Genomic DNA, 14,915 nt, shown 5'->3' with positions numbered 1-14,915 from the left:
ATTGGATATCAAACTTTTCTGAATCCTGACGATTAAACTATCAATTACCGTACAGATAAATTTCTGAATTCTGTATTCTGAATTCTGAATTTTTCTTCAACTAGTTGTATTGCATCTGCTAATGTCGAAGAACGAGATCCCATCAAACTCATATCACCGCGCAGTACATTAAATAACAATGGCAGATTGTTGAGGCTGTATCTATGCATCCAACGCCCTAGCAGTGTGATGTTGTGGTTTGGTGTCGTGGAAAATTTAACAGCTCGAAAAAGTTTACCTTTTTCTCCAACACGCCATTCATGACAAAAAAGTGACTCTGGCGAATAAAATTGCAGCAATACAATCAATCCCAGGATAACTGGACTGAGGAATAACAGCAATGAAAAAGCAACAATCCAATCAATTATTCGCTGTAACCATCTCAAGGTTTGATTGCTTTGTTTTAGCTGTTTATTGCTAGGGGATACGCGTAAGAATATTGGTTTATGAGCTTGTTCGCAGGCATCTGCCCAAAACTGTAGCAAATCTTCACCCAGTTTGGCATCTATGCTCACTAAATTTATAGGAGAATGTTTTAAGCATTCTACTAGCGATCGCTGATTATTTAATGAAGGCAAATATGGTAATTTAACTCGTCCCGGCGGCTTCACCAACAGTTTACCCCGTCGCCACAGTAATGTGCAGGCTCTGGAGTAATGGTTTTGGTTTTGCTGAGTTACATCATAAAAATTCTCTAGACTTGGAATTATTGAAGTTGTCATGATGTCTTTGGGTTTATACAAGAGTGAATTGCTGAAGCGAGGCATTATCAAAAACTATCAAGCTAATTCGTAATTCTGTGAGAGATAGTCATTTATATGTAATAATTCAGGAGTCAGTAGCCACAATCCAGAATAATTAGAAAATTAACCGTGTAAGAAATTGTTGATTTGATAATTTTCCTGAATCTAGATTCTGAATTACTACATTTAACCTCTATCTTAAACAAACCTACCTGTGGAGATAATGGTTTGAAAGCTTATGCTTAATTACAAGCAAGATTCTGATAAAGATTCTTAGGTAATTGCGATCTAAATAATTAGCGATGTGTAGAGAAAAATTACCTGTTGAATCTATATCTATGTTTAATTATGTTCAGGTGTTGCTGATGTCGATAAATTTAACAAAACTAGTTCACTCTTGTGTTTTATCTTTTTGGAAGTGCTTTAATCTCTAGAATATAAGACTCTGTAAAAATAGCGATCGCTCAAATCAATTCTTTATTTAGACTTTAATTACTCTGTGATTTTTCTTCAAACTGGTAAAGATAGCATAAATATACCAGATTTTTCCTGATAGTAATAAATCTAAATTTTAATAGCTTTTGATACATTTTTAGGGTAGCACAGCTGTGCCACCCTACCGTGTGTTACTGAAATTTAGTTAAAAATATATCTGCGTAGCGCACACATTATCTACAAACTTAGGACTTAGGCACTCAGATCCCCCTAAATCCCCCAATAAATTGGAAGACTTTGAGAGGTTTTTGCCCCCCTTTTTAAGGAGGGTTGGGGGGATCTAAACGCTGTGGCACAACTGTAGAAGGCTTGTGTATACACCCTAGCCTTAAGGGGGGTTAAGCCTCACCAATGCCCAATGCCCAATGCCCTATTTATTTTTCCACAGCTTGGCGCAGAGCTAATTGCTGTTGTTTGACATAAGGTACGTAACTACTGCTATTTGATACCCCATTTGCCACAACCCCAATCAAATTTAACTTGCTCAGCATGGCTGTAGCTTGAGTCAATTGGCTTCGGGTGACAATACCAATGCTTGCCACCATGACCACACTACGAGAAGATGATGCGGTGAGCATGGCATCTACCATGCCGAGAACTGGCGAAGCATCTATAAGTACCAAATCGTAGTTTTCCTCAAATGCTGCCATCAATTGCATCATCCGAGGGGAACTCAAGAGATTAGCGGGGTCAGCAGGTTTTGGCCCGGCGGTCAAAATATCGATGTAGGCTGAACCTGTGTACTGAATACTAATTTGGTTGGGTAGAGTTGCATCACTAGCCAACAGAGTTGAAAGCCCCTGTTCATTGGGAAGATTCAGCTGTTCGTGCAGACTAGGATCGCGTAAATTGGCATCAATGAGCAATACTCTTTTATGTAAACGTGCAGCACTCATGGCCAAACCCAACGCTAAAGCTGATTTACCCTCATCCGGCAAAGCCGAGGTGACCATCAAAGATTTCAAATTGGAAACAGCATTTAAAAGTTCAATGTTTTTGTAAATCAGATCCAGCGATTCCCAACGCGGTGGAGATTGCAATACTTGAATTGTCCAAGGTGCGAGAACTTCTGGCTTGCCAAAAGGCAATTTAATCATTGATTCTCTCGGTTTAGCTGGCGGTAATTTGGGAGTTGTTCCTAACAATGGTAAAGGTATTTGCTTCTCTAACTCAGCAGTAGTGTGAACAGAATCATCAATAGATTCGCGAATAAAGACAGCAATTCCTCCTAACATTAACCCAACTACTGCACCTAGCATTAAATTCTGCTGAAGATTGGGGCCTAATTGTGCGCCTTGTTGGGGTTCTTCTACAACTTCCCAATTAAATCCACCCTTAGCAAGTTCTTGCCGTAATTGTTGTTCTGCCCTTAAAAGCTGCTCTAATCTTTCACGGCTAAATTGTAGCTGCGGTAGCATCCGATTGTAATAAGCTAACAAAGGTGGAAAGCGTTTGATTTCAAAACGCAGTTCGTTTTCTTTCTTAGCTAAAGTTTGGTCGCGGGCGCTTAAAGCAACTAAATTTGTTTGGGTTTCTACTAACTGACTAGCAAGGTTGAGATCGATTTCACCGAGTTGTCCTTTTTCGAGCAGAGAGTCTCCAGAAATAAATGCACTAGCAGACTTTACGCCTAAAGTTCTTCCTACTTCTTGTTGCAATAATTCCTTTTGACTTTGCAGCTGTTCTTTGAGCTTTTGCACGCTAGGAGTTGCATCTGTAAACCGTAAGCGTTCTTGTGCTAGTGCCAGTTCTGTTTTTTGGATTTCGTTGAGTAAGCCTTGATAGCGAGTAGACTGACTCAAACGTGAAGCTACTAAAGCATTCTGTGGAGAACGGTTAAGTTGTTCTTCTAAAGATTTTTGCCGTGCTAAAGCCTCGCCATATTGAGCGCGAGTTGTTTGGCGTTCTTGAGCAATATTATTTAAAGCTGTTTCAATTGCTTTAGCCTGTGATTCGGGGTCGATTAAATTTTGGTTTCTGCGAAATCTTTGGAGATTTGTCTCAGCCGCTTTTACTTCTTCACTGGCTTTAGCTAACTGTTCCCTAATAATTTGCAGACCCTTTTGTAAACGCGAATCCTGTTGTTGTTTGTTGTATTCAACATAAACCTGCCGAATCGCAGTTAAAACTTTTTGGGTTTTTTGGGGATCTTTATCGGTGTATTCAACCTGAAAAATTTTAGTCGCAACATTATCTTCTTTGCTTCTTAATTGAGTTAAGACCAAAGAACCTTTAATCTCACCTGTCGTGATATCTGGATATTCAGACTCAAGTTTATCAACTGCTTTTTGAATTAAACCTGAACTTTGCATCAAGTTAAGTTGGGTTGCAGTGTCTATCACGACATTGGAGTCTGTAAACTCATTTTCTATTCCTCCTGCTTCTTTCCTACCTTGATAGTTCGGTTCTACTAGCAGCTGCATGGAACTTCTAAAAGTTGGTTTGGTCTTTAATGTTAATATGCCTGCAATAGTAACTGAACCAAACAATACTATTAAAAACCAAGGAAATCTCCGCAGCAAGACAGTAAACATTTGTCCATAGCTTGGTTCAGTTTCCGAAACTGTAGTTATATGAGAATTTAGACTAGTTTGAACCACTTTTATTATCCTTCCCAGAATTTACGCTAAGAGATAAAAAGAATTCAGAATTCAGAATCCAGAATTCAGAATATAATCAGTAGAGAATTGTTTTTTTAACTGTTTACAACTTAGTAAATCTTGGATTTACTCAGGGGATTAAAATAGTTATTTTGCAAGATTTACATAGCTTATTCTGACTTCGGACTTCTGAATTCTTTTAAAGATGCACGCTGCAAGCTTGGTTAATAATTTGCTCAACTTTACTGAAAAATGCGTTTTCAGAAAAGTTTGTGACTGCATGATTACGAATGCGATCGTAATTCCAAGAAATTCCCTTGGCTTCTTGTAATGCAATTTGCAAAGAATCAGGGGTTTGTCTTTTGAAAAAGACTCCAGTTTCACCAGGGATTTGAGTATCTAATACTCCACCTGCTCCATAAGCAATAACTGGTGTGCCGCTAGCATTAGCCTCTACCGGAACTAACCCGTAGTCTTCTAAAGCTGCCACAATAATGGACTTGGCTTTAGAAAATAAGTCTTTGCGGGTCTTATCACTTACGTGTCCCAAAAACTGAATATTTTGTAATGCTTTGGCTTTTAACCGTTCTAGCTCTGGGCCATCGCCTGAGATTAATAATTGCCAGCCTAACCAATTAAAAGCTTCTACTATTACATCAAGACGCTTATAACTAATCATTCGAGCAGAGGCGAGATAATATTCATCTTTAATATCAGAAAAAACAAACTTACTAGTATCAATTGGATAGTTCACCATCATTGCCTGTTTGCCGTAAATATTTTCAATTCGGCGGGCAACAACGCTAGAATTAGCAATATAAATGTCAGGCTCTTGTGAATATTTCAAGTCTACTTTTCTCATTACTTGGAAGACTTGCTCGATTAAAGGAGCAAAATATTTATAGTCTCCATACTCCTTTAAATAAGTTGCCGTATCCCATAAGAAACGAGTCACATTATGACAAAAACAAATGTGTCGGGCATTGGGATTTTTTCGCACTGCTTTGGCAAAGCTAGTGCTACTACTAATAATTAAATCGTAGTCTTGCAAATCTAAGGCACGAAAAGCAGGAAAGTATAAAGGTGCCATTGACCTAAAATACTTTGCTGCACAGGGAATCTTTTGTAAGAATGTTGTGTTAACTATGCGATCGCCAAGATCGATAGTTTTTTGTGGATCGTACAGAGATGTGAAAATGTCTGCTTCCGGATAACGCTTACAAAGCAGTTCAAATACACGCTCTGCCCCACCCCGCTGAGTTAAATAATCGTGGACTAGAGCAATTTTCATGAATTTTACCTAAAAAAATAGGGAATGGGGAGTGGGGAGTTAGGAGTGAGGAGTTAGGAGTTAAGAATTATTCTCCGCGTCCCCACGTCCCCGCGTCCCCGTGTCCCCTCATCTCCCTCATCCCCGCGTCTATAAATCTGAAATCCTAATACCCAACTGCCGCCAGGATTTTTTCTGGGGCGAAATAGTTGTTTTGCTCGGCTCGTAGCTGGTCGCAAAGTCTACCTTCGGGTAATTCTACATCGTCGTATGTGAGAACTCGATCTCTAGGAATGTCTCGTTTGAGGCGACAGCCTTCGGCTAAACCGATTGGTAGGAGATTTTGCTGTTGGACGATATCGGAATTTTCGCATTGTCCGTAGGTCATGTAGTAGCCGATGCCATCGAGGGTTTCTCCGGCTTTGAGGTCGATTTTGGCGGTGGTGACGACATCTACTAAGGGGCCTGCTAGGGGAGACATGACAGCATCACCGAACAAAACTACACGCGCTACAGATAAGGGAACTTCAAAATGACAGAGGTGATAAGGAGTATAGAAGCTGTAAAGGGGGCCTTCGCCTAATTTGTATAAGTTCAGATAGTGGCGTTGTTTGGGGTCGTCGTGAGTGGCAAATACATATACGCCAGGGCCGGGTTTTGCTCCAACTACATAATCGACGATACCACCAAGCTCTTTGAGTTGTTCGACATCATATAGTTGGGTCATTTCATCGACGTAGCCGGTGAAGTCATATCCGAGCATTCCTCGTTTGGCGACTTTCATGCCTGTGGCATTGGCTACGATCGCTTGCTCAAAGGAAATTTTGGTTCCGTCGGCAAAGCTAGCCACCATGTGGGGCTTTTGACCCCAACGTTTAGCAAATCCTTCTTGGGTGGTGGGGTTGCGATAGGGGTCTTGAAGTCCTTTAATGTTACCGCACAAAAGTGGAGTTAAACCAATGCTTTTAACAAATCTGTAGAGGTTCATTTGCACCCCTGGCTGATCGCCATCACAAGCGCTGAGGATAACGCCTGCTTTGTCGGCATACACTTTCAGGATGGGGCCAATGGTGCCGTCGAGTTCGGCATTCATCATAATTACATGTTTGCGATGGGCGATCGCTTCCATGACGATTTGAGCGCCAAATTCAATTGCACCTGTGACTTCGATGAGTGCATCGATACTCTCGGCGCGACACAGTAACTTAGCGTCTTCTGTGACTGCATATTGCCCGTTGGCGATCGCATCTTCTAATTCGCCGACAGTTGCAACAACTTGAATATCTTCAATTCCTGCTTCTGAATAAGCTTGTTTAGCTGCATCAATCTTGCGATTAAAGATAGCAACTAACTCCATTCCTGGGACTGAATTGACAATTTGGTTGGCAATTCCTCGACCCATAAAACCAGCACCAATCATCCCAACTTTAATCGGATTGCCTGCTGCTGCTCTGGCTTTTAAGGCGCGATCGATAATAATCATGAACTAAACTCCTTTTTAGAACTGTTTGTTGTGTTACAAATTCCCAATTATTTTGTACTTAATAATTTTTACCCTTTGCTGTTAAGTACATTTTCAGTCGCAATTAGTATTAGGTACTAACTAGTTGCTTGTTAGACTCTATGAAAGAACTCTGTTTTTTATTGTTGTGGTGTTTGAGCATTTGCTCCACAGCATTTTTATATGCTTGAGCAAAATTTTCTCTAGTATGATTTGCTCTTGCGTATTCCCATGCTTTTTGAGACATAGCTTTGAGGCTTTCTACAGGCAAATTGGAAATACTTCTAACTTTCGCTTTAATTTCTTCTAGAGAAAGGTTATCAAAAATCACACCAAAATCGTGGATATCCACACCAGATTCGTAGCTTAAAATTGGAATTAATCCAGCGTGTAAGCAACTGATGACTGCTCCTGACTGTCCCTCCGAAACGGAAGGATAAACAAGTCCGAGGCAATTATTTGTTACCTGTATAAACTCAGGGCTACTAACATCAATCCAGCCATAGGTATGAATGTTTGGTGTTTGGTAGAGTTCTTTATAGAAAGCCTTCTCAAATTCTTTGTCATTAGCGATCGGGCCGCAAACCGTTAAATGGTATTCTGGCATTTGAGCAAAGGCATCTAAAACTAAATCTAGTCCTTTGAGAACTAAAGCGCTACCACCAAACCAGAGGAAGTTTTTTCTAACAGCTTCAAAATCTTTCTGTTCGGGATAAGGATAAACAACAGGCGAAGAAATGGGAATACGATACATCGGTTTGTTGGCATATTGGAATGTACCAACTGTAAAATCGTTGCCCAAAACCGTAGCACAATCGGCGTATTCAATTCCCAAGTTGGGCATTTCAAATCGCTGTGGAGTTAAGGTAATTCCTCTGCGCTGTTGGAGTTCTAGAAGCCTATTGCATTCAGCTGCATTGCGAAAAACCATATTCGCAATGTCAACGTGAAAAATTTTGATGCAATCTTTATTTAGTTTTGCTGCAAGTGCCTCCATCCGATGACGAATATCAATGAAAAATGCGTAATCTTTTTGGGGAACGAATTTATCATTGTGAAACTGGATAACATCAACGTTGTAGCGCATGTCTAAAAAAGTTTGCGCTATTTGCCAAACTTCCCAGTACCAAGTATGGTCGTTAGGCATTGGCTGACCTGGTTTTAATAAGAATGGCTCAATTCGATAAGAAAGGAGTACGTTTCCTTTAGAAGGTTGTTTGGGTTTGAGGGAAACAACTTGTAAGGTTTTGGCGTAATTGATGCGGGCTTGGATTTTTTTGGAGATTAGAGAGAAGGAGTTGGTGATAGGAGATAGAATATTATTTGGCATTTATTTCTACCTAAATTATTTAGTTTTTTCACGCAGAGGCGCGGAGGCGCAGAGAGGAGGAGGTGAGATTGTTAGGAAATTGTGGCGCCGACGGTCATCATTCTTAATAGCGGCCAATTTAAATCTTTTTCGGAGATTTCAGTTACATTTAGAGGCCAATCAATGTTAAAGAATGGGTCGTCGTAGCGTAAACCGCGCTCATATCCAGGTGTGTAAAATTCACCTACTTGATAAACGACTTCGGTTTCATCTGTGAGTGTTTGATAACCGTGAGCAAACATTTCTGGAACATACAAAGCGCGGCGATTTTCTGGAGTTAGTTCTACGCCAATGTGTGATAAAAAGGTGGGAGATTCGGGACGCATATCAATAATTACGTCATAGATAGCGCCTTTGGTGCAGCGAATTAATTTTGTTTCTGCTGCGGGCAAAATTTGATAATGCATTCCCCGAATAGTGCCTTTTTTGTAATTAAAAGACAGGTTACATTGGGCAACTGTCGGCTTCAAACCGTGTTCTGCAAATTCTTGAGCGCAGAAAGTCCGAGCAAAAAAACCACGATGGTCTGGCTTTTCTTCTAAGTCAATAATGAATGCGTCTTTGAGTTCAGTTTCAGTAAAAATCATATTGATTCCTCTAACATAAATGTTGACTTATTCACTCTTCTCTCTGCGCCTCTGCGCCTCTGCGTGAGATATATTCAACTAAGTCTAAACCTGAACTCCATCTAATGCAGAACGTAACTCTACTCGGTGATAAGTATCATCCCAATATTGCGTACAAAGATCTGGTCTTTCTGGAGGGTTAGCCGTGTAACAAAAGAACAATGTTGACCGTTCTTCTGTGCGGACTGTACCGTGATGCAAAGCATTTTTCGTATCTACAATAATCACTGTACCTGCTGGCCCTGGGCAGGATTTCCAAGCTGATTTAGGGATAACTGGTTTAACATCTTCATCGTCAATACCCATATAATTCGACTTGAAAAGTTTGTAGTAAAGCTGAATATATTTCCAACTAAATACAGGAGCTAAAGAACGGGGAATATATTCAAATGGCCCAGTTTTTTCTTCTACATCACTCAGGTAAATAAAGATTTTGATAATGCGCCGATCTTCAGCATCGCTATGCCATAGCAGCGTCCCAAATTGATGTTTGCTCGGAAAATCTTTGCGTAAATGTACGCCGTGAAAAGCGACAGGAAGACCAATATAATTTTCGATGATATTTAGCAGCCTTTTCTCTTTTCCCCAGTTATAAATTTCTGGTACGCTTGTGACTGTATAAATTTGTGGCAACTTTTCATCTAGATGGGCGTTGTTTGGATCTTCCATCAAAGACAATTGCTCGTAAGCAGCTTTGAGGAGTTCTGAGTTAGAATCTAACCCTAAATCTGCAAGTGTTGTCACATAAACACCGTCTTTTTTGAGAGTATTGAGAATTTGGCGATCGCCTACTCCTAATTCCGGCAATTTTCTGCTATGCTTCCAACGGGCTAGGTAATATTCAAAGTCAGAAGACAATGTAGATATTTTGCGTTTAATTGCACTCAACATAATGTAATTTCCTTGAATTTTTTGATTATAAATCTCAGTAGTTTATGGCTCATAACTCCGCATTTCTTTACCAGATATTTCACTTGATTCTGCTAATGTGAATTCTTTATAAATCATCACATCAAAAGCACACAAGCTGACTAAAGCCAAAAATGGAACTACTGTTTTGATGGCGGACATCGGCCATCTTCTTAAAGCACCCAAAAAAACTTTCCAGTTGACTTCTTTACCGTTTTGCAAAACCATTCGTCTACAAAACTGCTTAGAATATCCATTTTCTTGCAATTTCAAAATCACTTCTGGTATGTGCTTATATTGCATTAACAGTGCAGATTTTGGCTCTTTCTGCCAATAACTCACACCAACAACACATTCTAAATAAGTTTCCTTGGTGACAATTACGCTACCATTTGCAGCACAATAACCGCCTAAATAAGCTAAAGATATCCAGTTGTTTTCAGCGTCTGGCCAGATTTCTAAAGCGCGTTTTACTAAATCAGTACGGTAGATGGTAGCCGTCAAGAAAATCACTGCACCGACGCTTTTTGAAAAACAATGCTCAAATATGGTTTTACCGTCACCATCACCATTTTCGCTATCTATATCAAACCAGCGGTTACCAACAATTGTCGGTGGATGAACTGGTTCACCAGTAATTTGATTGCGGCCAGAAAAATTCAGGAACAATAATGATAAATCTTCATGCAATCTGAGTTTGCTAATTACATAAGCAATGGCTCTATCCTGAATCGGATCGTCATCACCAATTGTCCAAACATATTTTGTTGTTACAGAATTTAGACAATACATAATATTTTTAACTACGCCTAAATTCTTCGAGTTTTTATTTGATTTGAATGTGATATTGCTCAGTGTTGTTTGCCATTTTTTTATCACTTCCTGAGTATTGTCTGTGGAACAATTATCAGAAACTAAAATTTCACAGTCATCTTCAAAACCTTTGATAGCTTGAGCCAGCCATGCTAATTGTTTATCGAGTAATACAGCGCGATTATAAGTAGGAATGGCAATGGTCAGTAATTTAGGCATAGTAGAGTAATGAAATTAGTAAATAGCCTATTGGTGGTTGGATAACAAATATTCTTATGGCAAATACGCCTTTATAGAAAAAGTAATTCAGGAGTTAATCATGAAATACAAACTAAATCTTTGTGTAACTTTACCTAGAAAACCTTAATAATTTTCACTTTTATCAATACCTCGTTACACTAATTAATTCTGATTTCTAACTCCTGAATTATCAATTCTGGTTTCTGATTCCTAAAAAGACTTATATTTATATTTACAGCCTTATTAGAACCCTATCAGGAACAGGACATGGGTAAATTTTTACTTCAGGAATTGGCACTACAAATTGCCCGCCCCATTCGCCAATAAATGCCATTTGTTCCATAATTTCTTCCTTGAGATTCCAGGGTAAAATTAGGACATAATCTGGCTGAGTTTCACTAATTTTATCTGGATGAAAAATAGGGATGTGGGTTCCAGGTAAAAATAAACCTTGTTTGTAGGGATTGCTATCTACTGTATAATCAATAAAATCTTTACCAATACCACAGTAATTGAGCAAGGTATTGCCTTTAGCAGGTGCGCCATAACCGACAATTGATTTTCCTTCTGCTTTAGCTGCTAAGAGAAAACTTAATAGCTTGTGCTTTGTTGCTTTAACTTTTTCTCCAAATGTGACGTAAGTTTCTATTTGATGTAGTCCAGCAGCAATTTCTTTTTCTTTCAAATACCGAACTCGCTCCCTAATGCTAGGATAATCAGTATCATCGTGTCTAGCATAAATTCTCAGAGAACCACCATGAGTTGGTAGTTCTTCCACGTCAAAAAGTCGCAAGTTATGTGCTGCAAAGATTTTTTCGATTGTCAGGAATGAGAAATAAGAAAAATGCTCGTGATAAATAGTATCAAATTGATTTTGCTCAATTAGTTGCAAAATGTGAGGAAATTCCATCGTCAAGATGCCATTTGGTTTGAGGATGGCTTTCATCCCGGCGATAAAATCGTTGAGATCTGGTACATGAGCTAAAACATTGTTACCTATTAACAGGTCAGCTAATTTTCCTTCCATAACCAGTTCTTTGGCAGTCTCAACTCCAAAAAACTTGTTAATAGTCGGAATACCTCTATCTTGAGCAACTTTGGCTATATTTGCGGCTGGTTCTATTCCTAAGACTGGGATACCTTTCTCTAAAAAATATTGCAGTAAGTAACCGTCATTACTAGCGATTTCAATCACTTGGGTATGATGATTAAAGTGAAACTTTTCTACCATCATATCTGTGTAGGCTTTGGCATGTTTTAGCCAACTTGTTGAGTAGGAAGAAAAGTAAGCATAGTCACTAAAAATTTGATCCGGAGTTTCAAATTGTTCTAATTGAACTAAGAGATTCTCTTCAGAAATATAAGCGTGAAGAGGATAAAATTTTTCTGCTTTATTTAGTTGCTCTGGTCTGAGATAAGCATTGGCTAAAGGTGACATTCCTAAGTCAACAAAGGTTTTGTGTAAAGGTTGACCACTGAAACGACATTTTGCGATCGCCATAATTTCAAGCCCTATTAATAGTGAATAAATTGCTGTGTGATCTCAGTCTTCATCAGGAATATATTTTCGTAGTTTGCACTTTAGTCTTAAAGCACAAACTACAAACAATTTCTACTTCTTCCAGAAGAAATCTTTGTCAATTTGCTCGGTACGAATCAAATACTCTAGCTGTTTTAAACGGGTAAATCCTCTAAACAAGAAAGTATCTTCAGCCATATCGATTTGACTGAATAAATTAAGTAGCTGCTGGGCACCAAGTCGAGCATTCCAGTCACACTTAAATCCGGGTAGAATGCTGTTAATTTTCTCGAAGGATACCCGATAGCTGCGGTTATCTGCGCCGTTATTGCCAAAGAACAATTTACAGTCAGGGAAAACATCAGCAATAATTTCAGCGATTTCTTTCACCCGATAGTTGTTGGCTGTATCTCCAACATTGAAGATTTGGTTATGTATAATGTCCCGTGGTGCTTCCAAAGCGCAGACTATTGCTTTGCAAATATCCAATGCGTGGACTAACGGGCGCCAAGGTGTACCATCACTAGTCATTTTGATTTGTTTGCTAGTCCAAGCCAACCCTGCCAAGTTGTTTAAAACAATATCAAAACGCATCCTGGGAGAAGCACCAAAAGCAGTTGCATTCCGCATAAAGGTAGGTGAGAAGTCATCGTCAGCTAATGGTGCAACATCTCTTTCTACAAGAGTTTTACACTCTGCGTAGGCTGTTTGGGGATTAACTGGAGATTCTTCTGTAACATCATCGTTGGTAGCAACACCGTAGACACTGCACGAAGACATATATACAAAACGACGCACGCCCATAGCTTTAGCCAAGCTAGCTAGACGAACTGAACCTACATGATTAATTTGGTAGGTAATATTGGGTGCCAATTGTCCGGCTGGGTCGTTGGAGAGTTCCGCCATATGAACAACAGCTTCCACACCTTCCAAATCTTCAGGGGTGATGTTGCGGATATCTTTGTTGAGGGTTTTGGCTGTGACATCAGTACCGTTGTAGAGCCAACCAACTTTATAGTAACCAGTATCTATACCGATAACTTCATGTCCGCGTTCGATTAATAGAGATGGCAATAATGAACCCAGATAGCCTTCTGTGCCGGTTACTAATATTTTCATTGTGGTTAATACCTTTGTATTGAAGAGTTAAATTCGATTTCGTTTTGTAGGGGCGCACAGCTAGCTGTGCATCCCTACAGCGTGTTGCATCAGACAACCGCTATATGAATCGCTTCACAGTCATTAGGTAGTTAGTAAAATCGTTATTCAGCAGTCAGAATTAGTTTCTTTGCCTTTGAAACTTAAACGATGTACTTCACTAACTTGAAATCTGCTGTATTTCCTGTGGGATATGCGTCTCGCCCGTCCTTCGGTGTGCTTGGGCGGGCTTTTCGGCCCACCCCACAAGATTCATCCCTTAATTGAGGAACGCCAATATGCATCCTCAAAATGTAAGCAATTTAAGTAAGGGGACATAATTAAATGTAAAATCCAAACCAGCGAAAGCTTTTACTGTTGAGGGTTTTACCTCCTGCCTCCTGCCCCCTGCCTTCTACTTATCTATGCAGTTACTACACTATCTAGATGCGAGAGTTGGGGAATTTGCGCCACTATGGCTTTGCCAATTTCTAGAGAAGAAGTAGCAGCAGGAGAGGGAGCATTGCAAACATGGATGGAGTTTTGACCGGAAACAATCAAAAAGTCGTCTACAAGCTTGCCATCGTTCATTAAGGCTTGAGCGCGGACTCCTGCATGGGTGGGGACTAAATCTTCTGCTTGGACTTCAGGAATTAGTTTTTGCAAACTTTTGACGAAGGCTGCTTTACTAAAGGAACGAATAATTTCTTGGATGCCTTCATCGGCATGTTTGGCTGCCAATTTCCAGAAACCAGGATAAGTCATAACTTCCAGAAAATCGCCCAGGTCAAAGTCGGTTTTTTTGTAACCTTCGCGTTTGAGAGACAAAACCGCGTTTGGTCCTGCATGAACGCTACCATCAATCATCCGGGTAAAGTGGACGCCGAGGAAGGGAAAATCTGGGTTGGGTACTGGATAAATTAGAGTCTTGACTAGATAGCGTTTTTCTGGAGTGAGTTCGTAGTATTCTCCCCGGAATGGAACGATTTTGGCTTGGGGTTCAACTTGATTTAATCTGGCAGTGCGATCGCTATGCAATCCACTACAATTTATTACGAACCTGGTTTCAAAGCTACCTTTGTTTGTTTCTAATACCTGAGTTTTACCCCTTGTTAGGATTTTCAGTACTTTTGTATTTAGGTGTAAATCTCCCCCCTGCTGTTGAATCAGCTGGGCATATTTCAAACAAACTTGCTTGTAGTTAACAATCCCAGTTGAAAATACCCGAATTCCACCTACGCAACTAACATGAGGTTCAATTTCCTTGACTTCTTGCGGGCTGATTCTTTGGACTTCTATGCCATTTTCCAAGCCGCGTTGGTAGAGATTTTCGAGGCGTGGTAGCTCTTGTTCTTCAGTCGCAACAATTACTTTACCACAAACTTCATGGTCAATTCCATGTTCTTGGCAGAAATCTACCATTGAGCGAGAACCATCACGACAAAATTTAGCTTTAAAACTTCCTGGCTTGTAGTAAATACCAGAATGAATCACCCCGCTATTATTGCCGGTTTGGTGAAATGCCCATTGACTCTCTTTTTCTACTACTAAAATACGTGCATTGGGATAGCGTTTTCCTAAAGCCAAAGCTGTAGAGAGTCCAACTATTCCCCCACCTATAATCGCAAAATCATACATTAGTATTATCGTACTT

At 39.8% G+C, this 14,915-nt stretch carries 11 protein-coding genes; all 11 read right to left on the bottom strand.

Features of this window, described 5'->3' with window-relative positions:
- Positions 1-44: 44 nt before the first annotated feature.
- On the bottom strand, positions 45-761 hold the full coding sequence (gene hepC, locus H6H03_RS01695) for a heterocyst development glycosyltransferase HepC (protein ID WP_190953344.1): 717 nt from the start codon (positions 759-761) through the stop codon (positions 45-47).
- Between the two features lie 890 nt (positions 762-1,651).
- Positions 1,652-3,877, bottom strand: coding sequence for a GumC family protein (locus H6H03_RS01690; protein WP_190953343.1), 2,226 nt, complete (start codon positions 3,875-3,877; stop codon positions 1,652-1,654).
- A gap of 199 nt (positions 3,878-4,076) precedes the next feature.
- Positions 4,077-5,168: a glycosyltransferase gene (locus H6H03_RS01685; protein WP_190953342.1), complete on the bottom strand. Its 1,092-nt coding sequence runs from the start codon at positions 5,166-5,168 to the stop codon at positions 4,077-4,079.
- A gap of 145 nt (positions 5,169-5,313) precedes the next feature.
- Positions 5,314-6,630, bottom strand: coding sequence for an NAD(P)H-dependent oxidoreductase (locus H6H03_RS01680; protein ID WP_190953341.1), 1,317 nt, complete (start codon positions 6,628-6,630; stop codon positions 5,314-5,316).
- A 109-nt stretch (positions 6,631-6,739) separates the two neighbouring features.
- Positions 6,740-7,978 carry a glycosyltransferase gene (locus H6H03_RS01675; RefSeq protein ID WP_190953340.1) on the bottom strand — a complete coding sequence of 413 codons (1,239 nt, stop codon included), beginning with the start codon at positions 7,976-7,978 and terminating at the stop codon, positions 6,740-6,742.
- Between the two features lie 71 nt (positions 7,979-8,049).
- The gene (gene rfbC, locus H6H03_RS01670; protein WP_190953339.1) at positions 8,050-8,604 is read right to left on the bottom strand and encodes a dTDP-4-dehydrorhamnose 3,5-epimerase; all 555 of its coding nucleotides are present in this window, start codon (positions 8,602-8,604) and stop codon (positions 8,050-8,052) included.
- Positions 8,605-8,688: 84 nt separating this feature from the next.
- Entirely contained in the window at positions 8,689-9,534 is an 846-nt protein-coding gene (locus H6H03_RS01665) for a phytanoyl-CoA dioxygenase (RefSeq protein WP_190953338.1), read from the bottom strand.
- A gap of 42 nt (positions 9,535-9,576) precedes the next feature.
- Positions 9,577-10,584 carry a glycosyltransferase family 2 protein gene (locus tag H6H03_RS01660; protein ID WP_190953337.1) on the bottom strand — a complete coding sequence of 336 codons (1,008 nt, stop codon included), beginning with the start codon at positions 10,582-10,584 and terminating at the stop codon, positions 9,577-9,579.
- A 253-nt stretch (positions 10,585-10,837) separates the two neighbouring features.
- Complete coding sequence (locus tag H6H03_RS01655; protein WP_190953336.1) at positions 10,838-12,106, bottom strand: class I SAM-dependent methyltransferase; 1,269 nt, start codon at positions 12,104-12,106, stop codon at positions 10,838-10,840.
- A 111-nt stretch (positions 12,107-12,217) separates the two neighbouring features.
- A complete protein-coding gene (locus H6H03_RS01650) occupies positions 12,218-13,243 on the bottom strand; it encodes an NAD-dependent epimerase/dehydratase family protein (RefSeq protein WP_190953335.1) in 1,026 nt (341 codons plus the stop codon).
- Positions 13,244-13,684: 441 nt separating this feature from the next.
- A complete protein-coding gene (gene lhgO, locus H6H03_RS01645; protein WP_190953334.1) occupies positions 13,685-14,899 on the bottom strand; it encodes an L-2-hydroxyglutarate oxidase in 1,215 nt (404 codons plus the stop codon).
- Positions 14,900-14,915 lie beyond the last annotated feature (16 nt).

Origin of the sequence: Nostoc paludosum FACHB-159 (genome assembly GCF_014698835.1) — a bacterium.
Classification (GTDB): domain Bacteria; phylum Cyanobacteriota; class Cyanobacteriia; order Cyanobacteriales; family Nostocaceae; genus Nostoc; species Nostoc paludosum.
This window is presented reverse-complemented; position numbering and strand designations above follow the sequence as displayed.

Excerpts from the sequence above, each read along its gene's own strand:
- H6H03_RS01680 (WP_190953341.1), bottom strand. The coding sequence starts at position 6,630 with ATGATTATTATCGATCGCGCCTTAAAAGCCAGAGCAGCAGCAGGCAAT.
- H6H03_RS01685 (WP_190953342.1), bottom strand. The coding sequence starts at position 5,168 with ATGAAAATTGCTCTAGTCCACGATTATTTAACTCAGCGGGGTGGGGCA.
- H6H03_RS01655 (WP_190953336.1), bottom strand. The coding sequence starts at position 12,106 with ATGGCGATCGCAAAATGTCGTTTCAGTGGTCAACCTTTACACAAAACC.
- H6H03_RS01660 (WP_190953337.1), bottom strand. The coding sequence starts at position 10,584 with ATGCCTAAATTACTGACCATTGCCATTCCTACTTATAATCGCGCTGTA.
- rfbC (WP_190953339.1), bottom strand. The coding sequence starts at position 8,604 with ATGATTTTTACTGAAACTGAACTCAAAGACGCATTCATTATTGACTTA.
- H6H03_RS01675 (WP_190953340.1), bottom strand. The coding sequence starts at position 7,978 with ATGCCAAATAATATTCTATCTCCTATCACCAACTCCTTCTCTCTAATC.
- H6H03_RS01650 (WP_190953335.1), bottom strand. The coding sequence starts at position 13,243 with ATGAAAATATTAGTAACCGGCACAGAAGGCTATCTGGGTTCATTATTG.
- lhgO (WP_190953334.1), bottom strand. The coding sequence starts at position 14,899 with ATGTATGATTTTGCGATTATAGGTGGGGGAATAGTTGGACTCTCTACA.
- hepC (WP_190953344.1), bottom strand. The coding sequence starts at position 761 with ATGACAACTTCAATAATTCCAAGTCTAGAGAATTTTTATGATGTAACT.
- H6H03_RS01665 (WP_190953338.1), bottom strand. The coding sequence starts at position 9,534 with ATGTTGAGTGCAATTAAACGCAAAATATCTACATTGTCTTCTGACTTT.